The sequence below is a fragment of the Streptococcus sanguinis genome (genome assembly GCF_003943655.1).
Lineage (GTDB): Bacteria > Bacillota > Bacilli > Lactobacillales > Streptococcaceae > Streptococcus > Streptococcus sanguinis_F.
In genome coordinates this window covers 17361-41386 of sequence record NZ_RJMM01000009.1, presented here as the reverse complement: position 1 = coordinate 41386, position 24026 = coordinate 17361, and the positions used below count along the sequence as shown (strand labels likewise).

Sequence of the window (24026 nt, the reverse complement as noted above, 5' to 3'; positions counted from 1 at the left end):
TTAGAGCCCCAGAGAGCAGCAAAAACTCCATCAGTCGCCTCACCAAAAGAAATTCTTTCTATAATAAAGCAAGCTGAGACACAATTGTCCCAGCCTCCTTAACCTTTTTTCAAAAAATTTCGAATACGAATCATAATCTTGTTTGACCAAGTTTTGTCAGATGCGTATCTTACATTGATAGCAGCCATGCTCTTACCATTGTAGAACTGACCGCCAGGCTTGAGATAGTGCTCGCTAAGATAGCGGGCAACGGTATCTATACCATCGTCAAATGTTGCGAAATTTCCTGCACTGGAAAAAGGACTGGAGTCATAAGCCATGAAACCAAACAAGTTGTGCTTGGCCTGAGCAATCTGACTGCGGCCGTAATCCGATTCGTGAATAGCCAGCCCTACGAGAAAAATTGCATTAACTCCATGATCTTTCTCTGCTTTTTTGAAAGCTTTTCCCAATCCAGCCATCGGCGTGCCAGCCAGACGACTATCAATGAAATCGGCTGACACTGTGCTTGGCACTGTTACATCTTCTGAAAAGACGACTGCTCCTGTTTTCTTGGCCTGAAACTGATCTGATACCTGCACTAAAGACGGATCCAGACTGGCCTTTTCATTTGCCGCTAGGTGGCTGACAGGCAGTACACTGCCTGAAAGAACAGTAGCTGTCGCTAATGCTATGATAACTTTTTTCTTCCTAAACATTTTTTTATCCATTTCTATTGTCGCTTTTAGTTTCCTAGATTCCTCCCCAGAAATATAGGATGACCGCCATGATACTCATAGCAGGACCAAAAGGGACTTCTTCTTTCAACTTAAATTTGAATTTCTTAAAGATGGTTGCGATTAAGAGAATCGCTCCAGCTACAAAGAAAGAACCATATCCCAAAATCAGCGTATTCAAGGGGCTAAACCAACTGCTCAGAGCAGCTAAGTAAAGAATATCACCCATCCCGAAAGCCTCTTTCTTGTAATAAGCCTTGGCCCCAAAATAAATGAGAGAGTAGAGACCAGCGCCGACTAGCAGCGAAAGGAGCAGTTCCCAATTGAATTCATTGGTAAAAAACGCAACAGCCATGCGGCCCAGCCAGAAGACCAGCAGAACCGAGTCCGAGATGTACTGAGTATCAAAATCAATATAACCGATAATGAGGCAAAGCGACACCAAAAGACAGGCTGAAACAACCATCCATGGCCCCTGATCTTGAAAGATCAGATAAGAGGCCAGCCAGAGCATACCCGTCAGGAGCTCCACAATGAGATAGCGCGGTGAAATCGGCTCCTTGCAGTGCTTGCATTTAAAGCCCTGCATGATAATCGACACAACCGGAATCAGTTCCACCGAAGTCAAGACATGACCGCAGGACGGACACATAGACCGACCTTTGGCAATGCTCTTTTCTAGTGGCACACGGTAGATGACGACATTGAAAAAGCTCCCAAATACGACACCTAATATAAATACTAAACTTGCAATCATAATTTTTCCCTTTTTATACTCTTTGAAAATCTCAGGTGAAGATGTCAAACTTAGACTTCCCTTGAGTATCACTTAGATGCCAAAATAATGGATACTTGCCCCTCCTCCAAACTTAATGAAAATACCATATCTGCTTCTGTATTGTTTTGAATGGTCAATTCGGTCAAACCTTCAGCAGGCGTTCCGATGTTGAAATACTGTCCTCGATAGGAAATAACATTGGTCCGTGAAAAGGCGAGCTGCTGAATGGCATCTACAATCTGCTCAGCACCCTGACCGTAAACTTCTTTATTATCCTTGCCCTTGACTGGCAGGTAGCCGGACTCTGCATTCAAAGCGCCCAGCAACTCTGAGATTGACTTGGTCTCGCCAGGAGCCAAGTAAACATTCTGCAGCTTGTAAAAAGCTGTTTTCATGTTTTGAGCTTGGGCAGCGTTAGTCGGTAGTGGTACTTCCTTACGCTCAATAAAGTGCGTATATTGACTCAGAAGCTCACTCTGATCTTCTGCTTCGACAGGCGTGCTCTCAACCTTGACATCATCAAATTTACCAGTCTTAGCAATCTCCTCAGATGCTTGGATAAAAGCAGCAGGGTCAATCTTATAGCCATTAGACTTATCTCCCACCTTTACATTAGACTCGCCGTCCATAACCAGATGATTTGTCGTTGGAAGCTGACTGAGAACATCAGGATGGGCAGCTAAGACATCGTTTAAAGGTCTAAGCCAAAAAAGACGGTTAGGATAGATGGAAATCTGTAGATTTTCCTTGGTATCGAAAAACGGTGTAAACTTATCCCAGACTGTCTTGGCCGAGATATTATCCAGCCGCTTAAGCTCTTCTTCTGTGAAATAGCTCAGTCCTAAAAAGCGCATATCTACAGAGAAGTGTTGCCCCGTAGTCAGCTGAAATGTAGCCTTATAGGGCAGTTCTCTGTAAACTTCAATCTCAGCTTCGCTTCGAGAGCGTACCTTCATAGAGGGACGGCCATTGATACTCAGGTCAATCGTTGGATTAAAGACAAAAATGACATAAAATAAACTACCCAGCAGAAAGGCAGCAAGTGTCGCTGCTGGAAGTAGTTTTTGATATTTTGATGAAACCTTTCTTTTTCTTCTTGACATGAATCTCATCCCAACCTTATACTACGCATTCAGCTAAGCGGATAAGGAATTTACGGTCGATACGGCGAAGAAAATCAATGATGTCATCTGAAACAGTATCTCCGGCATTCAGGATAACTCCTCCATCTGCATTAACAAGATCTTTTTGCAGTGTTTTGCCTACCAGAAGACGTTTTTGCTGATCGATAAAGTCGTTAACAGCTTTTTTTGCTGCAGAGTCTTCCTCAGCAACTGGCGCTGTGCTGACTGTTGATTCTACTTCCTCAGCAGGAACTGCCAATACTTCTTCCAAAGCAGCATCTAGACTCAGCGCTGCATCTGTTTCTTCAACTTCTTCTTCAGCTGGAGCTATCATTTCTTGTACCAAGTCTTGAACTTCTGGCTCTTCTGCTGTCTCTACGACTGCTTCAGAAAACTCCAAGTCAGGAGCAGCAGCACCCAGACCTACAGCAGCCAAAGCCTCTGTCAAATCTGTCGCAGCTTCTTCTTTTACATCTACTTTTTCATCTACAACTGGCTCGAATACAGGTGCTTCAGCAACTACTTCTTCAATTTTTTTAGCTGGTTTTGCAGCTTCAGTCTCATGGAGCAGATCTGCTGCAGCCAGACGGCCCATCTCTACATCTGCTTCAAGATGAGGAGCTGCCTTTTTTTCATCATTGAGGATGATATACTCTTTACCAATCATCAAGATGCGTGATTTAGGAATCTGAATTTCCTCGCTGGCATCTTCAGAATTAACCACCAAGTAGCCAATTTCATTCTTCTCGTCAATATGATAGTCAACAACAGTTCCCACCTTGTTTCCATCAATTGTAATGACGATTTCGTCAAAGATACTGCCCTGTTTGTCATTCAATACTTTCAGGTCAGCTTCTTGCAGCTCTTGAAAGACTGAGCTGTTTTCTACCATGACCGCAAAGTCACCGATGCCTTGGATGTTCTTGCTAGACAGCAAGGCAAAAGGCTGTTCAGACTGCTTTGACTTAATGACAAAAGTCAGATTGACCCCCTCATCGACAAAGACTTCATGGACTTCACCCAGTCCCATCCCTTTTTCAATCTCAATGACAACGGTCCCTGTGATTGTTTTACAACTTTTCATAATTTCCCCTAAAACCCTTCTAATTGATTACTATCAATTGTATGTTTATATAGTATTAATTTTTCCCGATTTTGTCCAGCATGTTGAACGCTTCTTGACGAAGATTTTGATCTGAGCTGCCTTGGACAATCTCTTTCAGGTAGCTCTCAGCTTCTTGAACTGCATTAGAAGCCAATAATTCCTGACTTTCCAGTAGAAGGAATTGGAAATAGACTTCTTTATCTCCCGCAGTTGTTGCAGCTGGTTGTGCTTCTGCTGCTTCCTCAGCCTTGAGGATGTCAGTGATTTTCTGAAGCAAATCTTCTTCAGTCTCATCTGCAGCTGGAGCGACTGAAGAAGCCTTGATTTGTACCTCCTCAGCTTTGAGGATGTCTGTAATTCCCTTGAGCAAGTCTTCTTCTGTTTCATCTGCAACTGCTTCTTGAACAGGCTCAGCCTGTGTCCAAAGAGTGTCTTCAGAAACTGATTGAACAACTGCTGGTTCAGCAGCTTCTTCAAATTCAAACGTTTCAGCTGCAGGTTCGAAGTTGCTTTCTTCCTCCCAAGTTTCTGCCACTTCAGCAGTCAAATCTTCCTCTTCAGATCCCAGCAAATCATGCTGAATCTGGCTGAGAATGTCTTGATAGCCCTGAATATCAGCGCGATCACGACTAACCATAGACTCTTCAGCAGCAGAAAACTCTGGCTCTGCACTAGCTTGGCTGAAGACTGAGTCCATCTGAGCCTCTGACTCAGCTTTCTCCTCAGCAAAGAAGAGAGATTCTAAGCTGTTTGCTGCTTTTGACTCTTCTGCTCTAACTGGTTTGATATCTCCCGTAGCAGCAAAAACATCTTCCAGGCTGCTGCCTCCTACTTCTTCTGCCACTGGCTGCTGAGCTTGTTCTTGCTCAGTGAAAAATTCTTCCTCATCTTGAGAAACAACACCTGTTACCTCAACTGCTTGCGGTCTGAAGTTGCCATAGCTAGATTCAGTATAGGACATCGGTCTAATCTTAGACAGAACAGCTGTCTCAAAGGCTGGATCATCTATATCTGTATAGCCTTGATTGCCGGCTGCATTTGCTTCCGTAGGCTGAATCAGAGAGTTGGCCACCTTAATCTTGGTAGAACCCTTGCGGTGATGAAGCAGAGACTGCAAAAATTCATCATTGGCTTTTTGTGAGCTATGTTCCATACCCACCATGCCGACCTCAGCTGCCGCTAGCTGACTGTTTGGCTCGTATTCTCCAAAGGCAGGAGCTGTAGCCAAATTATCAACAGGGTAGAGAGGTTTGACTTTCTCATATCTTGTCATATCCTTTTTGATAGAACGGTCTGCTAGGGTGCGACCAGAAGCAGATACTCTCTGCCTTACCGGACTTTCCTCAGCCTGAACCCTTTCTTTACTTTCCTTTCTCATCCTGCCGGTTGAAGCATTGGAAAAGTTCAAATCTCTAGCGGATGACAAGCTTGCTTCCTTAGCTTGCACTTTCTTCCGCGAGCTCTTAGCATGCTTCTGGCTTCTGCTTCGCGTAGAAGCAGTTGCTTTTTTCTTGACCGGAGCTAGCTCCTGTGAAAAGAGCAGCACCATATAGACAGCCAAGGCCAAGGCACAGAGTCCAACAAAGGCTATGCCGGGAACTTGTTGAAAGAGGAATGGAGCACCAATCGCAAATAGCATGACCCATACTACGAGAAAAAGGCGCTTTATTAATGAAATCCTAGAAACAAATAAAATGCTAATCGTATGCAGCGCTATAAGCCCTGCTCCAAAAGGTAAAAAATATGCCATTTGAATATTTTCGACACCCCCCACTTTCTAAATGATATTAAACTTTTTCAATGCAAAACCAGTCTTGATTTTGTTTTTCCATAAACTCCATTAAAACCCAAAATAGACTCGGGCGTCTATTCTGAGTTTGCTTGTATTATACTTCAAATATCTCTATGTTTTAGTTTACTATAAATGCACCGTGAATACTAGTCTAATAACTTGGTTTTTAGCATTTTTTTAAGAAAAATTTAGTCATGCTCTTGAAATTTTAAACCATAGACTTATTTGGTATTTTTTCAAAGTGTTTTAGCTAACTACCAAGTTATTCACAGATAGGTTATCCAGCTTCATAGTCGTCTCAGGGCTTCCTTCGCTAGGAGTTTCAAAGTAGTAACCCACAATAGTCATTGGATAGCTGAATCCTGGAATGTTTTCAGGATCGAAACTAACTTCGCGCCAACCAGTCCAGCTGTTAGGACGAATGACGTGAAGATAAATCTTCTGACCGCTGGCATTCTTGACGATCAAGCCAATCTTGCCCTGCCATTGATTAGACAGAGACAGGGAGAAGCTGATAGCATCCGGCTTATTGTTCAAGGATACATACGGTGCTGCAAATTCCATTTCATACATAGTAGATGATTTTGTTGCTGGAATCTTAACCACGTTGGAACCTGAACCCTCAAGGAAGTCCGTGTTATCAACCGTCACATCATACTGATTGCTACTACCTGACTGAGTCAACTTAAGAGGTGACTCGAAGCGATAGATTGTTGATGAATTGTAATAAGCTGACAGACCATCGTTCCGACTAGACTGAGTGCTAAGCTGCTCCAGATAAGACGGAGCCAGATTGGTACTGCTGTTAGTATTCGCGCTGCTAGTTGTATTGGTTGTTGCGGCCCCCAAACTGCCCTTATTGCCAGTTGCATCAGTGCCGCCACCAGCTGTCGTTACAGATATAGAGCCTGCCTGCCAAGTCGGAATCGCAAATGGAGACTGCCAGTTTGCAAACTGAATCGGCGTCTTATCGACATTGCTCTCTAAGGTCACATAGCGCTCAACGTCTTTAACCTGATAGAAACGCAGCTTGATTTTACCGCTGGTTAGATCAGGGTTTTTGTTTTCCTCCGTGCTAGACAGGCTTTTCTTTCCACCCAATTCCAGCTCGCTGGAAACGATTTTTTGTTGATTCCCATCAATCAATTCCAACAATTTTAGAACCTGTGTATAAGTTCCTTCGAACTCAATGTCCGCTGTCATCTGCGTGATGTTAGTATTATTGGTCGTTCCGTTCCCTGGTGTCGCTGTATTAGCTGCAGTTGTTGTTGCAGTATTGGCGTCTGATGAAGAGCTGCTGCTAGATGAAGATGAGGACGATGTACCAGACGAGCTAGAGGTCGTACTAGATGAAGAAGACGTCTCACTCGAACTTGAACTGCTAGTCGTTCCAGAAGAGTTGGAGTTTTGACCATTGGACGAAGTCGCAGCCAATCCCTCCTGCTTGAGTTCCAACTCTGTGCTCTCAGTGTAGTTGACAGACTTGAATTTAATACCGCTTTCGTTGACCAACTTGTCAATCAGGAAGATGAACTCCCCTTGATTGGTCGTACCATAGTATTTCTTAGCCTGATCCAGAGTCTTAGCATTCAAAGTTTGGAGCTGCTTGGTAAGAGACTTCCTCTGACTAATCTTAGCATTCTTGCCTTCCAACTCTGTCGAGATAGTTGCATGCTCTTCAGCTAACTGCGCCATCCGTGTATAAGAATTTGTTACCAGATACCCTCCACCAGCAAGGACCGCTACTCCTCCGACACAGGCCAACAACTTCTTGTCACGCTCATTTAAATTACTCAGGATTTTTTTCTTTTCTTTCTCATTTTTGCTCTTCATTGAAATCTACATCCTTCGTCAAAATTTTAATGTTAAACTTGTACACTGTATTGTTATCCTTTTCCTCGCGAGTAATGTTATCCACAAAAATATGGTTAAACTTCTCAGACTTACGAAGCTCTTCCTCAAACTTAGCGATAGAAAGATGCTCTTGAGACGAACCATTGATTTCTACATTGTCGTTATTAATCTTGATATCGTCAAAGACCAGGTTCCGTGTCACGTTTTTATTAAGGAAGTCCATAAAGGCTTTGTTTACTCGGTGCAGGCGGCGGAAGTCGCCTTCTAGGCTGGTAAAGAGAAGTTCGTCATTCTTGACCGTAACAATCTTATCTTCAGTCTCAGAAACTGCCTTCAGCTCTTGAGCCATTTCTGGACTCTTGAGCGTCTGCTCCGCTCGGTCAATCTCGCCTTGGAGGTGCATAGCGCTAAACTGGAAGAAGCCAATCAGCACAATCATAATCGCTACAATCCCAGCAAAAGCGGAAATAGCAGCAAGTTTTAGTGGACTGGTTTTAGCCGGCGCCACATGATATTTTGAAAAGTAGTTTAAATCTCTCCGCATTAGTTTGCTCTCCTAATCAACATGGCTGTAGCTGGAATGAACTCCGCATTAAACTCGGCAGAACCTTCCCACAGTACATTCTCATAATCTACGTTATCAATTGAGATGAATTCCCGATTCATGTTCTGCTTCAGAATAGCTGCCAACTGCCAGCAGATATCTTGGTCACCAAAGACGTAGAAACTATCAATGTTGAGGCCGGTTGAACCACTAAAGAAGTTTTCAGTATTGAGAATGTGGTTCTTAGCATTGGCCACCCACTCATCCAAGGCACGCTTCAAAAGACCTGTATCCAGATCATCTGAAGCAACTGCTGGAAGCTTCTGCAAAAGACTAGCATCGTCTGCATAGCTCAGGATGTCCTTGTAACCACGGTTGAGATAGTTACTGGTCACAAACTTGCCTTCTGAGTAGAGATAAACACCGATGAAGCTCTTGCTCAGATGTACCATGCCGACATTTTCCTTGGTCAGCTTCTTGGCACGATTGTTAACCGCCTGAACGCGTTCCAGCCATTTTTCAAAGGTATTAGACTGAAGGTCAAAGACATAGGGTGTCAGCTTCAGATTATTAGCCAAGCCCAAGTATTGCTCTACCACACCTTTTGGCACAGCATAGACCATGAGTGAGCGAGTATCTTCATCAAGCGGAAAGGCTGAATTAGACTCCTGCTCTTGGAACTGGATAACATAAGAAGTCGGATCGATATCCAGATATTGCTGGAGCTCGTAAGATACCAAGCCCTCAATATCCTCATCATTCTGCACACTAGCTGCTACATCAACTGAACGGGCGATAATATTGGTATTGCCCAGAGCAAAGAAAGCGTACTTAGCAGTGATAGCATGCTGCTCCATCAGGTCGCTGATAATATTTTTGAGAGTAATCGGGTCGATAATCTCACTGTTCAGCACAACACCTTCTGGCAGATTGGCAGATGCCATCTTGATAATCTCCAGTTCATTGCGCTTCTGTCTAGCAACAACCAGATAGACTGATTCGTCAGTGAAGTCAATGGCCATCAGATTGCCCTTGATTGGCTTGCCAAACATAGTGTAAGGTGCATGCATTCTAGTAACCGGTTGGCTCGCTGCACCACTGCCTTTCTTAGCAAAGAGTGAACGATTTCCAGACTTAGCAGGCATGTCATCACTGCCACTATTCTTAGAAAAGAGCGGCTTGTTGAGCTTGGTTAAGAAGCTCCCTTTTGCTGTTGACTTTTCCTCATCGTCAAAGTCTTCTTGACGATCTGACTTGATCTGAACTCCTTGAATAGATAAGTGTTCTTTATGTTTCCCTTTTGATGAGAAGAGCGGTTTATTTAATTTTCCTAAAAATGAGCCTTTTTTCTCATTATCTTCTTCGTCCAGAGCTCTTCTGCGCCCCTTGGACGAAAACATATTTTTTGCCATAATCTCCTAATCTCCCTTATTTTTCCTAAAAACTATTTCCCTAATTATTTCGCTCTGTATTTGTCGCTGAAATACTCAGCAAGAATATTAATCTCGCTGTCTGTCAACTTCTTGTTATAGACAGCAAACTCATTTATAAAAGTTTCTCCGCCAAATATAATCTGACTTTTCCTAATATCATGAGTCACACCATTACGCTCCATGAAGAGTTCATGTGTGTGAACTAAAGCACCATTGACGAAGACTTCAAGTGTTAAAATCTTATTTGTCACAGAAGCGCGAACCTGAATGGAATTATCCTTTGTATAATCTAGTACGACATTCGCATATTGTCGACCACCGTTATTAGCATTAGTGTTGTCAACTGTCTCGATAGCAATTTTACCATTAGCTTCCAAGCTAACTGTCCAGTTCAAGGAATTATCTAACTTATAGGTTAACAGCGAGCCTGTCTGCTGACGATTCCCAATTAAAATCGAGGTCGTATAACCCTTATTGAAATCGTGATTACTAAACTGAATTTTGGAGTCGTTAAGAGCGATTAGCTGTCTGGTCTGATTGATAGCTGGTTCTTTATAGTTGATAACAGGAATAACAGCTCCATAAACTCCATTCTTTTTAGTCTCCGCATAGTTTGCCACAACAGTATTAGTATGCGCTACCCCATCAGCTGGTATCGCTGAAATGGTGTTATCAGAGTTCCGCATCAGAGCTAAATCAGCATCTGTATGAAGTACTAGATTAGGTCTCATTCCTCGATTGGGAAGCCCCATAACCCAAATTCTCTGTGGACCTTCTTGGTATTTTCCTACACGTCCAAATGAGTTAATTCCTCTCGCTGCAAAGGTTAGATAACGTCCGCGCATTTCATCTGTGATAGCAATCGGTTTCTCATTACTACTTATTTGTTGAAAATCATCTGGTAGCTTAGGTAATACTATACCAAAAGCAGTATTTTCTATATTAGGCCCCAACGTTCCTACTGGAACAATCTTACTATTATTATAATTAATACTGGTCTCACTCAGAAACCAAGCAGAACTGGTATGAATCTTNGCCTTTGTAGACTGTTTATTGTCTTTGAATCCTGCTTGACCTTCCGGACCAGTCTCACCAGCATAATAATAGTAACGCCTTGTGTCTTTTAATGAAACGACCAAATCCTCAGGAATATCCAAGGGTATTTCCTTTTTATTTGCGGCAAAGAGATGGATATTCTTGACTTTATTATCCTTATAAGACAGGGTCGTTCCCTTGACGCTAACGCTGTTACTCCGGCCGTTTTTACCTATACGATAGGTGAAAGTTTCAACATCGTTGCCACTTCCACCATCTTTTTTAATTTTTGCTAACCGGGTTTCAAAATCTTCCTGAATGTCAAAGTTCAAAGCATTTTGATTCCGCTGGCCCAGAATATTCTGGTAACCAGTAGAAAAGAAAGTCAATAATCCTGCTGCAATGACCCCTATCAAAACGAGGGCTATCAAAACCTCAACTAGAGTAAAACCTCTGGTTCTTCGCATTTTTTTCATCGCTCTTCCTTTCTACGGACCAGACACAAACCAAAGATCTTGTTGAATTTGCTTTTTTATGTCTGCAAATGTCTGTTCTAAAGCAGCTTCATTAGTCGCAATGACAAAGGTAGAGTCTACCTTTCCGACTGTTTTGATTTGATCAGCTATTTTTTGTCCGTCTTTTATTTCTTTTACATTCCCTGAAAAGCCGATGACACTAATACGCTTAACACNAGAGCCGAAGGTCTTTGCCACTTGTCCCACATATTCCGTAGTCAATGAAACAGGTTGATCAGCTTTAATTTGCTTACCATTTGTTGGGAAATTTGCTGTCAGATCATACTTCCCAATCCCGTCAGGAGAGGCTGTATAGGCATTTGGAATACCGTCAGTCAGCAAGACAACATATTTTAGCTGGGCTGGATTTCTCTGAAGACTTACCAAGCCATAGCGAAGCCCATCTCCAGGGTTAGTAATCCAACTTGTAGGGAGGGCTTTAATCTTAGTTTTAATTGTATCTGTGTCCTTATCTAGCTCTACAAAATCTTCTTGAATATAACTTGCATCACCAGAAAACCGAACCAAATTAACACTAACGTTCCCTATTTCCTTGAGGTCATCAACCAAAAGATTTGCTTTGGTCTTCAAAATATTCATCCGGGTTCTACTATCTGTTGGTTCCAATTTCTGATTCCACAGGCCATAACCCATAGAACCTGAAGTATCAAAAACGAAAGAAACAGCTGTATTTACCTGACCCTCAATAGGATCGTTCCGATAAGCAAGGGCAACCCCTTTCTTACCTTTGGCTACTTTAGATATAACCTGCTTGGTATTAAGAGCTGAGATTGCTGTATCGATGGAGAGTTTATTCTTAGAGTTTTTATATTGACCTGTCAGATTGTAGTTAATCAAGCGATTATCCTGATAAGATTCGTCAGCCTTAAATTCTAGGTCCAGTTGCATATCATAGAGGGAATTAGTTCCTAACACTGACTCGTCCCAGCGCTTGGTTGTCTTATTCCAAATATAATTTATAACTTTCTTCCCATCAGGGGATAATCCGATATAATTCCAGCCCTCTGTTTTTCTGACATCCTTGCCATATTTGCTCTCNTCAAGAACGAAAACAGAGGTCGCCTTACCAATGGTGCGATCCACATATTGCATAGAAGTTCGCATTTCTGATTGGATACTAGCTTCCCGCTCGATTATATTGCGGCCTGAAAACATTGTGTTAAATACAAGACCTATCAGAAGTCCCACCATACTTGTAAGGATGATGGCGATAATGATTTCAGTCAGCGTAAAACCTTTTTGTGTTTTTTTCATCATTCTTTCCTATTTAAATTTTTTTATCCATCTATTTAGCCGAGATTAAGTGACCCTCTTCGGAACGGATACCTTGCGTTTCCCAGTTAAAGATTACAACATGCTCATAATAATCTTTACTATTAGCCAAGGTTGACTTTGATTTAATGGTTATAACATAATTTCTAGGGCTACGATCATCACCCTCAAAGGATCCATTCATCTCAATCTCAGCTTTACCTCCATCTTTGAAGGTATGGGTCGAGATAATAGGATCTTTAGGGATTCTTCCTTCCTTATCTTGTGCCCGCCTGCTAAACTCTGCATAGAGAGGAGAAGACGCTCCCTCACCTAAAGCCCCCCAAGCAAGCTGAGAGCCAGATGTTGCTATATATTTGGCTTTAAGGTAGCTATACATACGCTGGGTTTGCATCTGCCCCGTATCTACAATAGACGCCATAATCCCCAGAATGGCCACCAGCAGCACAATAGCCACAATGACCATAGGCAGGGTTGAGCCTTGTCTTTTTTTTCCTTTCATGGATAATATCTCCTAATTTTCTCTTTTGATATTGCCAAAATAGTTGTCATCACCTGACAACTACTTTGGTAATATCCGACTGCCTTGGCAGTCGGAATAGAGATTTTCTCTAATTTTCTATTATTAGCTAGCGCTATTAGATCTCCAGTCAAATTCCCAAGTAATAGGCTTCCCACCACTAGCAGGCGTATAAGTCGAAATCAGCTTATGACTCGTCTTATTAACCTCATGAGCAATCTTGCCATTATCCGCTGCGAGAGTCTTAGAAAGCTCTCCTGAACCCTGAGATTCCTTGGCTATATAAGGCTTGAGTGCATCAAGGTCTGGCACATCAGCCGTTTCTGGTTCGACTTGCGAGCCAATATAGGACTGCACAGCCTGGATTAGCTGACGATGTTCCGACTGAATACGTGCCTTGCGAGCAGTGTCCTGGAAAGAAACAAGAGAAGGAATAGCGACTGCTGCGAGAACTGCGATAATAATAATTACCACAATCAACTCAACCAAGGTAAAACCTTTACCTTTTTTCTTCAAGTCCTGACGCAACTTTTTCAGCCTATTCAGCATTCGTTGATGTTCTCCTATTTCTTTTTTCTTATTATATTTAATTTCGTTATAAGTATCCCAAAGGTAGGGTTTTACTAGACTTTGAGATAACACCCTCAATGGAAACTGTAGTTCCTAATTATCTAGGAAATTGTTTCTAGATAAATTAAGACTATGGATTTCCTGCTGCTGGTGTAGCCGCTTTTGCACTACTATTTTCTTTCCAGTCATAAGTCCACGTTTTCGCTTTCCCGCCGCCTTTTGGAGTGTAGGTAGAAACCAATGTGTTATTTACGATTTTGTGAGCTGGGCCGTTATTTGCTCCATCTTTAGCAAGAGTATCAGCAAGTTCTGCACTNCCTTGTGAGCTCTTAGAGATATAAGGCTTCAAATCATTAAGTGTCGGAGCTGTAGCANTCTCAGGATCTACTTGNGAACCNAGATAAGANTGAATAGCTGATACCAACTGACGGTGTTCTGTTTCNATACGGCTCTTACGCGCACTGTCTTGGAANCCTGTGATAGCNGGNATNGCTACTGCTGCCAAAACAGCAATGATGATGATTACGACAATCAACTCAACCAAGGTAAANCCTTTACCTTTTTTCTTCAAGTCCTGACGGAACTTTTGCAATTTGTTTAACATTTGAATAGTTCTCCTATTTCTTTTTCATAAATTTTAATATATTCGCCCACAGAGGCATTTGTTTTGTTCCTAGCTGGGAGACCCCACAAACTCCCAGCATCAGAACGATTTTCCTAACTTTTTGTGCAGAGCAATTACTCTGCGAATCCTAACTTTTTCTGTAAATAATCTGTTATTGATTTGCTTCAGCGCCCTGTTGAACAGCATTAGCAATTTCAAACATTGGCAACATAACAGAGGCAACAATTCCCCCGATGATGACCCCCATGACGATGATCATGGCTGGTTCCAAGAGTGAGAGTAACTGCTTGATAGCTGCCTCCAGCTCTTCTTCATAAAAATCCGATGTTTTATTGAGCATGGACTCCAGAGACCCAGACTCCTCACCGATCTTTACCATCGAGAGCATCATAGGCGGGAAGAGACCTGTCGAGGTCAGCATACCCGTCAGACGTTCCCCTTTTTGCAGACCTTCATTGGCAATTCTCAGCTTGTCAATAACAACAGCGTTATTGGTCGTTGCGGCAGCTGAATCAATAGCCTCTACCAGAGGGATACCCGCACTGGTAAGAGTAGCCAAGGTGCTGGCGAAACGAGCAGTGACAATCTTCTGCATCGGTCCTTTGACGACTGGCATCTTGAGCTTGAGCTGGTCCAGCTGATAGCGGCCTGCCTCTGTACTGCGATAACGCAGGAATAGGAAGACTAGAAGCCCAACCCCTCCAAAGAGGATATACCAGTAAGATTGAACGAAGTTACTAGCTGCCAAGACGATACGTGTCGGCAAAGGCAAAGCAACGCCACTCTGCTCAAAGATTCCCGAGAAGTTAGGGATAACGACATAGAGCAAGACCAAGGTGGCAGCTACTGCCAGAAAGGCAAGGACCGCTGGATAGATCATAGCTCCGCGAATCTGGCGACTGGTCTTGAGCTCCTTATTATAGTGCTCAGACATTCTTTCCAGTACCTCGTCCAGCTTACCAGTCTTTTCACCAGCCTGCACCATACGGATTAAAAGGTCAGGAAAGAGACCGTTTTGCTCGATCAGAGACTTGGACAGCTGATTCCCTTCCTTCAGGCCTTTACTGATAACCTTAAGGCTAGCCTTTAGGTTTTTGGCATCTGTCTGCTGCTCTAAGATATCTACTGCATTGTTGAGCGGGATACCCGAGTTTAACATAACCGACATCTGCTTACAGAAGAGTGATATATCCTTGAGCTTGATCTTCTTGCTTTGGAAAAGGGTGATTTCCTTAGAGCCCATGACCTTTTCTTCGACACTAATCGGCTTACCTTTGAGACGGATCCGATTAACGGCGTCTGTCCGGTTAGGAGCATCTACCTCTAGTGTGACAACCCCTTGCCGAGTGTCTAAGTATTTACAAACATATATTGTCATGCTCTAGTACCCCACTATTCCTAGGGATTTTTCAACTTGAGCGCGGTCCACTGAGTAGGACAGCAGTGTTCTCTGATCGATAACATTGCGACGATAGAGTCCCATGAGCGAAGTGTCCATGGTAATCATGCCTAGCTGAGCCCCCGTTTGGATTGGCGTTAGCAGCTGGTGGGTCTTCCCTTCGCGAATGAGGTTGCGAATAGCGGGTGTTCCCAGCATGATTTCAAAGGCAGCTACACGACCTTTGCCGGTCGCTGTACGCATAAGCTGCTGCGATACAACCCCTTCCATAACGGCGGAAAGCTGCACACGAATCTGCTCCTGCTGCTCGGCTGGAAATACGTCGATAATCCGGTCCATGGTGTTTACGGCACCGACCGTGTGGAGGGTTGACAGGACTAAGTGACCTGTTTCCGCCGCACGCAGGGCGATTTCAATCGTTTCCTTATCCCGCATCTCACCGACTAGGATGACATCCGGGTCCTGACGAAGTGCACCGCGGAGGGCATTGCCGAAGCTCTGCGTATCCGCTCCCAGCTCACGCTGGTTGACCAAGCACTTATTATGCGTGTGCATGTACTCGATCGGATCTTCAATCGTGATGATGTGCTCGTCCCGCAAGCTGTTCATGTAGTTGATCATGGTTGCCAGGGTCGTTGACTTTCCGCTTCCTGTTGGTCCGGTAACCAATATCAGACCCCGGCGTTTCTCAGCTAGCTTTTTGATAACTGGTGGCAATCCCAGAGATTCCATAGATGGAATATCCTTGGGAATGACCCGCAAGGCAATCCCGCAGTTGTTTTTCTGCTTAAAGATATTGACCCGCAAGCGATAGCCATTGTCGACCTCGTAGGCACAGTCCACTTCACCGACTTCTAAAAGATGAGCAATCTGCTTCTCATTTAAAATGTGCTTGGTGAAGCGAACCGTGTCTTCGTTGGTCAAAATTGTATTGTTGAGTTGTGTTAACCTCCCGTGCAGACGCATGGTTGGCTCAGCGCCAACCGTGAAGTGGATATCTGATGCACCCGCTTCAATCGCCTGCTTAATTAACTCATCCAAATTCATCCTAAACTTCCCCTTCTAGACTAAAGGCAATCTTCATTGCTTCTTCAATCGTTGTAGTCCCCTGTTTTGCGATATCAATGGCCTCCTCCGCCAAGTCTCGCATACCATTTTTCTTAGCTTCTGCTCGAAGCTGTGACGTTGTTCCACCATCATTAATTAGTGATTTAATCTCCCTTGTCACTGCCATGATTTCGTGGATAGCTATACGTCCATAGTATCCCGTACCGCTACAGTAGTTGCAGCCGCGTCCGCGATACAAGGTGTCTCCCTTGTGAATACCGATACCTGTATGTTCATTTGTTTCTACAGTATATTCAGTCTTACACTTAGGACAGATGCGCTTAATCAAGCGCTGTGCGATAATACCGACAGTCGCCGTTGAGACCAGATAAGGCTTGATACCCATATCGACCAAACGGTTGACTGTACTAGCTGTGTCATTGGTGTGGATAGTCGAGAGAACGACGTGACCAGTGATAGCGGCCCGAACCGCGATACTAGCTGTCTCTTCGTCCCGAATTTCCCCCAAGAGAACGATGTCCGGGTCCTGACGCAGGATACTTCTCAAACCACTCGCGAAGGTCAGTCCAGCTTTATTATTTACCTGAACTTGGTTGACTCCTTCCAATCGGTACTCAACCGGATCTTCAACAGTGATGATATTTTTTCCTACATCATTGAGCTCACGGAGCGCTGTGTAGAGAGTGGTTGTCTTTCCGCTTCCTGTCGGACCAGTCAGCAAGATGATGCCTTCTGGCGCCTTAAGAATATCTTCAAAGAGCTTCTGATTGGTTGGCGAGAATCCCAGCTCCTCTTTACTGAGGAGAGTTGCATTCCGGCTCAAAATCCGAATAACGATTTTTTCACCGAATACAGTAGGCAAGACTGAAACCCGCATGTCGACTTCTTTGCCGTCGATGGTTGTTTCAATCCGTCCATCCTGAGGAATCCGCCGCTCGGCGATGTCCAGACCACTCATAATCTTAATCCGTGTCGCAATGGCTGAGTGAGCATTGGCTTTCAACTGCATGTTTTCCACCAAGGTTCCGTCAACCCGGAAACGTACACGAACAACTTTTTCAAAGGGCTCAATATGGATATCGCTGGTCCGCGTCTTGATTGCCTGACTGATAATCGAGTCAATCAAACGTACAACCGGAGCGTTTTTGATTTCGAGATCTTCTTCAATGATCTCTTCATCCACATTAAAACCTTCGATTTCGGTCGCTGCCTGTTGGGCTTCTTCTCCTTTAGAATAGTATTGATCGATATACTTCTCAATATCATCCCGAAAAGTTACATAAGGTTCTACCGCCATCTTAGAGACGATTTTAACGTCATCTAGGGCGATATAATTGCTTGGGTCTGCCATTGCAACTATTAATTTCGGTTCTTCATCCGCTTCTCCATCGGTGAAGGCAATCGGAATCAATCCATGACGTTTAGCAACTTTTTCTGAAACCTTCTCGACAGCTTCCTTTTCTATCACAAACTGTGATAGATTGACATGAGGTACACGATAATAGTAACTCATGACTTTCAGCATATCTTCTTCTGTCACATAGCCCTTGCTGATTAGATATCTCTCTAACTGCATGTTTGATTGTGGCATATCTTGAAGAATTTCTTCTTTTTGAGCTGCCGTTATCAGATTGAATTGAACCAATATAGCGATTAGTGCCATTTGTTTCTCCTGTCTGTGATTTTTTTGTAAAAATCCTTCAATTCTTTCTATGCGTTAATAGATAACAGCTTTCTTAAAAAAATCTCCCTCGCTTAAAGCTTCCTTTAAGGTTTCTTTAAGCTTTTTAAGTTAGGCTAGTACATGGAAAATTTACCAATAGAACCAAACTTAATGTTTTAAGTTAGATGCTTTGAGCAGTATCTCCATTTGATAAACCTAGCAAACAGTCCTTAAAACAATCCTAGGATTGATAAGGGGCGTTTTAGATTTGTCAAAAGGGGCGCAAAAAAGCAGATGCCAAAAACATTTGTTCTTGCGTTCTTAAATACTATACAAAGCAAGTTCTCTTGCAAAATTTCTCATGCTTTTAGATGCAGGTTAAACCGTGTGTGTGTGAAGTNGGTTTAACCCGAATCATCAAGCAGCCATTGCCATAAGATAAGAATTCTTATCTTATGGTTTTTCTTTTTACCGATATGCATATTGTGGTAGGAAATGCTAGGAACAAAAGCTTTATTTGCTTTAAAAAACATTTACCTATCCCAGTATATGACATAATTGACATCTTGTCAACAGGTTTGCCTCGAAAAAAATGACTGCATTTAAAAAAATGTTTAATTTTGACAAAACCTTGTTATATCAAGCTTTTTGACACTTTTTTAAAGCGTTTTTTTTACTTCGAGGATAAAAAAAGCAAATTTTTTTGAGGAAATTTCCCCTTTACTGCTTCTTTTTCAACCTTCAGATGGACAGTGTGACAGCATCTGTCCTCTTCTAATCGGTAGTCGATATGCTTAGGAAAGGCGCTTCAGGACAAGGCTTAGCAAGCTTTGCCTGTTTCTTCCTACCCAATAGTATATGCTAAAGAAAAAGCATTGTCAATGCATTTGCATTTTATTAGATGTAAAACCTATCTAAAAATGCACATTGTGCGCGGCTTGTCTATTTTTTTATAGAAAAACTACAAAATCAAAAAGGCTAGAATTTTCAGACAGGGAAAAAGACATGTTAAATAAGAAGAAAATCATAAAAATAGAACCAGTTAAGCGATGGAAATTAGACTGTAAAACGAAAAAACAGCCCGAAATATCGGACTGTAGAGGTATAGTTTACAGTGGTACAATTTAAGTATGAGGTTTTAAATCGCCCTCTCCACCTAAACACCACTCTTCATGCTCTTCCAAGCTACTATCCGTCTGGATAGTGATTTTGGTGATACCGTAAGCTTGCAGTTCTTGACGCATAGTAGCTTGGGTCTCGGCCAGCAGGTCTGGATTTTCAAGACAGATATGGATCATGGCAAATTTTTCTAAACCGTCTGTGGTCCAGACATTGAGCTGGGTAATAGCCTGAACGTTTTCAACTGCTAGAATTTCCTGATAAAGCTGACTCAAATCAATATCGCTTGGGATGTGATCCAGAAAAATCTTGATGTTTTCCCAGAACTTAGGCAGGGCCTTGCTGAGGATGAAGCCCGCAATGAGCAGGGAGAGCAGTGGGTCAAGAAAATACCAGTCAGTAAAGCGCAGAACGATGGAGACTAGGATAACAGCTACCCAACCCAAAATGTCCTCTAAGAAATGGAGACTGAGAATAGACTCATTATGACTGTGTCCATGACCATGGCCGACTACCTTGCTGGCTGCTAGATTGACTATAATGGCAAAGATACCCAGCACCAGCATGCCGTCATAATTGACCTTTTCAGGCGCAAAGACCTTGGGTACATTTTCGATAATCACCAAGGTCGAGCCGACCAGCAAGATGACCGAGGTCAGCAAGGCTCCCAAAAGGCTGTAGCGCTTGTAGCCCAGAGTGTATTTCTTGTCTTCTTTTTTATTAGAAATTTTTTCAAAAAGGGTAGAGAGTCCGATAGCCATCGCGTCTCCTGTGTCGTGCACAGCGTCGGCTAATACAGCGCTGGAATTGAACATGAAGCCAAAGATAAACTCAAGAATGGCAAAGGAAAAGTTTAACAGAAAGGCAATAGTCATATTTTTACTAGATTTCACGGCAGCCTCCTTTCAGTTTGGCTAAATTTATAGTATAATGTAATCAAAACGGAACACCTTGTTCAGTTTTCTTCATCTTTATTATCCCTTATTCTCAGAAAGGAAACAAGAAGCAATTGAGGGGCTTTGTCTGTTATTGAACAATCCTGCTCTTTTGTTCCGAAACACTATGGACAGACGAGTCAAGAAATCACGCGCAGCTATTTACCAAGCTTTTATCAGCCTGCTGCATCAAAAAAGTTATGAAAGCATCACCGTGCAAGAAATCATCGACCTGGCAGACGTTGGCCGGTCGACTTTTTATGCCCATTTCGATACCAAGGAAGCCTTGCTAGAGGAGGTTTGCCAAGACCTCTTTCAGCATACCTTTCTTGAACGTGACGACGGCAAGGATCTCTTTGAAGCAACCGCCCATATTTTCAAGCATTTCCAAAAGAATCAGGACAAGATTGCGACCTTGCTGCTTTCGAAAAATATCTATTTCACCAATCGCTTAAAGATTGAGCTGGAAAATTATCTCTTTCCGATGATTCAGGAACAGCTCCTGCAGAAAAAATCTCAGCTGCCAGAGCCCTTTCTAAGAAATTATGTGACTTCTACTTTTGTGGAGACGGTCAGCTGGTGGCTCCAGCAGAAGAAAACATTGCCAGAAACAGTTATCAGCCAGTATTTTCTGGATTTGATGGACTGATTTTATTTTGATACTTATATAGGAGGAAACTTAACTTTATGAAAAAGACACATTCGAAATTTTTACTTCCAGGTATTCTGATGGTGGGGGTTGTCCTACGGGCACCTTTTGCAGTGCTGCCTGTTGTGCTGGGCGATATTGCTAAGGGACTGCAAGTTCCCGTCAACTCTCTGGGACTGCTGACTAGCCTGCCCTTGATCATGTTTGCCCTCTGCTCAGCCTTTTCCCCACGCCTGGCTCAAAAGGTCGGTCTGGAAAAGCTCTTTACAATAGCCATGATTGTGCTGACTCTGGGCTCTTTTATTCGTATCTTTAACCTGCCTCTACTCTACGCAGGTACAATCATGCTAGGGGCTTCCATCGCTGTCTTAAATGTGCTCCTGCCTAATGTCATTCAGGCAAATCAGCCAGAGAAAATTGGATTTCTAACCACGCTCTATATTACTTCTATGGGACTGGCCATCTCAGTCATGTCTCCCTTGGCTGCGCCTATTGTCCGCTTAGCTGGCTGGCAAGGATTGATTCTCGTCCTGACCCTCATCTGCTTACTAGCCTGCTTGATTTGGCTTCCTAACAGCCGTCACAATCACAAGCTGACTAGTAAAAATCGTGAACAGCAAATGGGCTCCCTGCTAACAAATCCTAGAGTATGGGCTCTGATTGTTTTCGGTGGCCTGCAGTCCTTACTCTTTTATACGGCTATCACTTGGCTGCCGACTCTTGGCCAGTTGGCAGGACTTTCCGATGATGCTACTGGATTCTTAGCCTCTATCTTTTCAATTATCAGCCTTCCTTTGGCTATGACGATACCTAGTCTGACAACGCGTCTATCCGCTAAAAAACGCTTGGGGATGATTGCTCTCTTTTCTGTAACTGGTATGGTTGGTCTGGGCATGCTGCTGGTCAAGACAGATTCCTTTATCTACTGGCTCATTCTCAATCTGCTAATTGGTATGTCCGTCAGCGCCCTCTTCCCTTACCTTATGGTTACTTTCTCGCTCAAAACCAGTACTCCTGAGCAAACCGCTCAGCTATCTGGCTTAGCCCAGACTGGTGGTTATATTCTGGCCGCCTTTGGTCCTAGCCTCTTTGGATACAGCTTTGATTTATTCCATTCCTGGACTCCAGCCATCCTCATTCTCATTGGCTTGGCTGCCATCGTGACACTAACTCTCTTTTACATTGAGAAGTTTGACAAGATCTAATATAGACGAAAAAACGCTTAGAAATCCTAAGCGTTTTTGCAATAGTTGAGACACTCTTCTAGATCCACATCCCGTTCTAGGTGCTCTGGTGTCCAAGGAATCAGGATATCCGGTTCAACTCCCTTATCATTCATGCCCTTTCCTTGATCAATCCTAGTGTCACGTGAAGTGGGAAACAGGAGCTCATAGTCACCAAAATCCTTCACGCAGCAATTGGAATAATCTAAAATTCCCATAGTCGGACGCCCTAGGACCGTAACCTTAGGCATCTTTTTCATGGTATCAACAAAATTATCACCTGAAGACCCGCAGGTAACATCTGCTAGTACAAAGACTTTTTCAGGTCGAGCTAGGCCTAGAACGTCTGGCAGAAAGTTTTGATTGCTGTCTTCATCGCCATAAAGGACATACCCTTTCCCCCGATTCTCTTCCAGCTCTTTTAGAAATTCTTTGAGAATCTGGTGAGTTTCTGCTGACAAGTTTGGATCTTCTAGGATATTTTGCATCAGTTGCTGGCGCAAATCAACATTTCTATCAGTATAGAGAATCTCCATCCCATCGTCGCTTGGCAAATCTAAGTCACTGAAGCCCTTTCCCTGAGGGAGAGTGTATTTGAAAAGTGGATAATAAAGCGAGTCCGTCCCGCCATAATTGACTCGAACATCAATGATTAAATACTTAGCCTGCTCAATAGCTGCTTGACTGTCTGCATATAGCTGAGTGATAGCTGCCTCATCCGTAAAATCTTCTAACTTAAGATAGACGACATCCTCAGAAAGGCTGCGCCATTCAAACTGCGGCGGCTTCTTTGGGTGGGCAGTCGGCTGAACATGCAGTTGTGCTTCCTTGCCATTGCGTACTACCGTAACTTCTCCGGCATGCTCCACAAAGTAAGCCCACTCCTTGTGCTGTCGCTCTGGTGTGGCACTGACAAAATAATCCTTGTGCTCTTGATAGACCTGAGGCAAGGCTTTCCCATCCAAGGCTAGAATCTGGTCCCCACGTTTCAGCCCCGTGTCATTATTTGCCTGCAGTACGTAGAGGCAGTCTTGGTAGTATCTCAGTTTAAAACCGGGCGTTTGCGTTTCCTTAAGTCCAAACCAAACATGAGACAAAATTCCAAAACTGGCTATATAACGATGCATCTGGTAGAGAAAGTCCTCTTGGCTCATCTGGTCTGTGATACGCGCTCGATATTCTTCGGGATTTGCACACAGAATGTCTTTCTTTGTAGAGGAATCCTCTCGCATAATTTCTACGACTTGGTCAAAAATCTCTGTTTTCTTCATCCTTTACTCCTTCTTCCAGGTAGCCTCATCATCCAGCAGGCCTCGCTTGGGCATTTTTGAGACATGACGATTGCCGGCCACATAAAAGCCCAAGTGCTCCTCCCGCCAGGCATCTGTACAGGTCACGCCAATCCGCGGACGGCTGGCAATCTGATTTGGAGTCAGGCCATAGGCTAATTGCAGACTGGAGGTCGCTAAACTCTGTCCATCAAAGTGCTTATCAATCCCAGCATACTTGGTTAACTTGCCAGGACCGTTAGCTAAAAGGCGGCCATCCGGGAGCTCCAAGGCTCGAATCAGTACGGCTTCGGCCACATTTTCAGCCTTGGTCACCAGATTCAGCATCTGATGGCCATGAATCTGATAGATATACCAGTGACCAGCTGGCAGATACATGGATTCATTCTTAGGGGAGCGGCGCCCTCTAGCTGAATGACAGGCACTGTCCTGACTTCCTAGATAGGCTTCTGTTTCGACAATCCGGCCTAACTTCTGGCCATTTAGAATCAGCTGCATACCTAGCAAAGCTCGCGCTGCTGCAACTGTGTCTGTCTCGATTAGTTTCTGGAAATTTCTTGATAACATAGGTTGATTATAGCATGATTTCTCCATTTACAGAGGAAAAGAAATGTTGCAAAAATGTTATTTTTCTCCTTCTCATGGACAAGAATTATGTTACAAAACAATTACGCACTAAATAAGCGGAAAATCGTGAAAAAGCTTATAAAATCTATGTTTTGTCTACTTGTTTTGCATATATTTTGTAACATTTTTATTAACAGAGTATGTTATTTA

At 43.3% G+C, this 24026-nt stretch carries 21 protein-coding genes; 2 read left to right on the top strand and 19 right to left on the bottom strand.

The features are described 5' to 3' along the window. Nucleotides 1–98 precede the first annotated feature (98 nt). From D8886_RS05470 to D8886_RS05390, 17 genes are all read right to left on the bottom strand, one after another. Nucleotides 99–698 carry a glucosaminidase domain-containing protein gene (locus tag D8886_RS05470; protein ID WP_125434477.1) on the bottom strand — a complete coding sequence of 200 codons (600 nt, stop codon included), beginning with the start codon at nt 696–698 and terminating at the stop codon, nt 99–101. 34 nt (nt 699–732) lie between these two features. Then, nucleotides 733–1545, bottom strand: a complete 813-nt coding sequence (locus tag D8886_RS05465) for a prepilin peptidase (protein ID WP_185761257.1) — start codon at nt 1543–1545, stop codon at nt 733–735. Continuing rightward, entirely contained in the window at nt 1542–2606 is a 1065-nt protein-coding gene (locus tag D8886_RS05460; protein WP_125434475.1) for a VanW family protein, read from the bottom strand. Before D8886_RS05460 ends, D8886_RS05465 begins: the two co-directional genes overlap by 4 nt. 7 nt (nt 2607–2613) lie before the next feature. Continuing rightward, nucleotides 2614–3702, bottom strand: a complete 1089-nt coding sequence (locus D8886_RS05455; RefSeq protein ID WP_125434474.1) for a PRC-barrel domain-containing protein — start codon at nt 3700–3702, stop codon at nt 2614–2616. Nucleotides 3703–3757: 55 nt separating this feature from the next. Next, nucleotides 3758–5473 carry an SSA_2305 family type IV pilus system protein gene (locus D8886_RS05450; protein ID WP_263280871.1) on the bottom strand — a complete coding sequence of 572 codons (1716 nt, stop codon included), beginning with the start codon at nt 5471–5473 and terminating at the stop codon, nt 3758–3760. Between the two features lie 288 nt (nt 5474–5761). Then, entirely contained in the window at nt 5762–7348 is a 1587-nt protein-coding gene (locus D8886_RS05445; protein WP_125434472.1) for a hypothetical protein, read from the bottom strand. Then, a complete protein-coding gene (locus D8886_RS05440) occupies nt 7332–7913 on the bottom strand; it encodes a PilN domain-containing protein (protein ID WP_002908286.1) in 582 nt (193 codons plus the stop codon). Before D8886_RS05440 ends, D8886_RS05445 begins: the two co-directional genes overlap by 17 nt. Continuing rightward, nucleotides 7913–9325: a pilus assembly protein PilM gene (gene pilM, locus D8886_RS05435; RefSeq protein ID WP_125434471.1), complete on the bottom strand. Its 1413-nt coding sequence runs from the start codon at nt 9323–9325 to the stop codon at nt 7913–7915. Before pilM ends, D8886_RS05440 begins: the two co-directional genes overlap by 1 nt. 44 nt (nt 9326–9369) lie before the next feature. Beyond that, nucleotides 9370–10857 carry a type II secretion system protein gene (locus D8886_RS05430; protein WP_125434470.1) on the bottom strand — a complete coding sequence of 496 codons (1488 nt, stop codon included), beginning with the start codon at nt 10855–10857 and terminating at the stop codon, nt 9370–9372. Between the two features lie 12 nt (nt 10858–10869). After that, nucleotides 10870–12174 carry a VWA domain-containing protein gene (locus D8886_RS05425; RefSeq protein WP_125434469.1) on the bottom strand — a complete coding sequence of 435 codons (1305 nt, stop codon included), beginning with the start codon at nt 12172–12174 and terminating at the stop codon, nt 10870–10872. Between the two features lie 28 nt (nt 12175–12202). Continuing rightward, nucleotides 12203–12691, bottom strand: a complete 489-nt coding sequence (locus D8886_RS05420; protein ID WP_125434468.1) for a hypothetical protein — start codon at nt 12689–12691, stop codon at nt 12203–12205. A gap of 123 nt (nt 12692–12814) precedes the next feature. Continuing rightward, complete coding sequence (locus tag D8886_RS05415; RefSeq protein ID WP_125434467.1) at nt 12815–13258, bottom strand: prepilin-type N-terminal cleavage/methylation domain-containing protein; 444 nt, start codon at nt 13256–13258, stop codon at nt 12815–12817. 151 nt (nt 13259–13409) lie between these two features. Continuing rightward, the gene (locus D8886_RS05410) at nt 13410–13883 is read right to left on the bottom strand and encodes a prepilin-type N-terminal cleavage/methylation domain-containing protein (protein WP_125434466.1); all 474 of its coding nucleotides are present in this window, start codon (nt 13881–13883) and stop codon (nt 13410–13412) included. A gap of 172 nt (nt 13884–14055) precedes the next feature. Continuing rightward, nucleotides 14056–15282 carry a type II secretion system F family protein gene (locus D8886_RS05405; RefSeq protein WP_125434465.1) on the bottom strand — a complete coding sequence of 409 codons (1227 nt, stop codon included), beginning with the start codon at nt 15280–15282 and terminating at the stop codon, nt 14056–14058. Between the two features lie 3 nt (nt 15283–15285). Then, complete coding sequence (locus D8886_RS05400) at nt 15286–16350, bottom strand: type IV pilus twitching motility protein PilT (protein WP_002899359.1); 1065 nt, start codon at nt 16348–16350, stop codon at nt 15286–15288. Between the two features lies 1 nt (nt 16351). Then, complete coding sequence (locus D8886_RS05395; protein ID WP_125337742.1) at nt 16352–18034, bottom strand: GspE/PulE family protein; 1683 nt, start codon at nt 18032–18034, stop codon at nt 16352–16354. A 1124-nt stretch (nt 18035–19158) separates the two neighbouring features. Continuing rightward, on the bottom strand, nt 19159–20046 hold the full coding sequence (locus D8886_RS05390; RefSeq protein ID WP_125408848.1) for a cation diffusion facilitator family transporter: 888 nt from the start codon (nt 20044–20046) through the stop codon (nt 19159–19161). Between the two features lie 169 nt (nt 20047–20215). On the opposite strand from D8886_RS05390, the gene D8886_RS05385 reads away from it, so the two are divergent. Together D8886_RS05385 and D8886_RS05380 are read left to right on the top strand one after the other, a co-directional pair. Further along, nucleotides 20216–20737, top strand: coding sequence for a TetR/AcrR family transcriptional regulator (locus D8886_RS05385; RefSeq protein ID WP_002910979.1), 522 nt, complete (start codon nt 20216–20218; stop codon nt 20735–20737). A 38-nt stretch (nt 20738–20775) separates the two neighbouring features. Then, nucleotides 20776–21942: a CynX/NimT family MFS transporter gene (locus D8886_RS05380; protein WP_125408849.1), complete on the top strand. Its 1167-nt coding sequence runs from the start codon at nt 20776–20778 to the stop codon at nt 21940–21942. 26 nt (nt 21943–21968) lie between these two features. Here the strand turns inward: D8886_RS05380 and D8886_RS05375 are convergent, their stop codons facing one another. Both D8886_RS05375 and D8886_RS05370 read right to left on the bottom strand, forming a co-directional pair. Next, nucleotides 21969–23231: a S41 family peptidase gene (locus D8886_RS05375; protein ID WP_125434464.1), complete on the bottom strand. Its 1263-nt coding sequence runs from the start codon at nt 23229–23231 to the stop codon at nt 21969–21971. Nucleotides 23232–23234: 3 nt separating this feature from the next. Continuing rightward, nucleotides 23235–23816 carry a DNA-3-methyladenine glycosylase gene (locus tag D8886_RS05370; protein ID WP_185761256.1) on the bottom strand — a complete coding sequence of 194 codons (582 nt, stop codon included), beginning with the start codon at nt 23814–23816 and terminating at the stop codon, nt 23235–23237. Nucleotides 23817–24026: the final 210 nt, after the last annotated feature.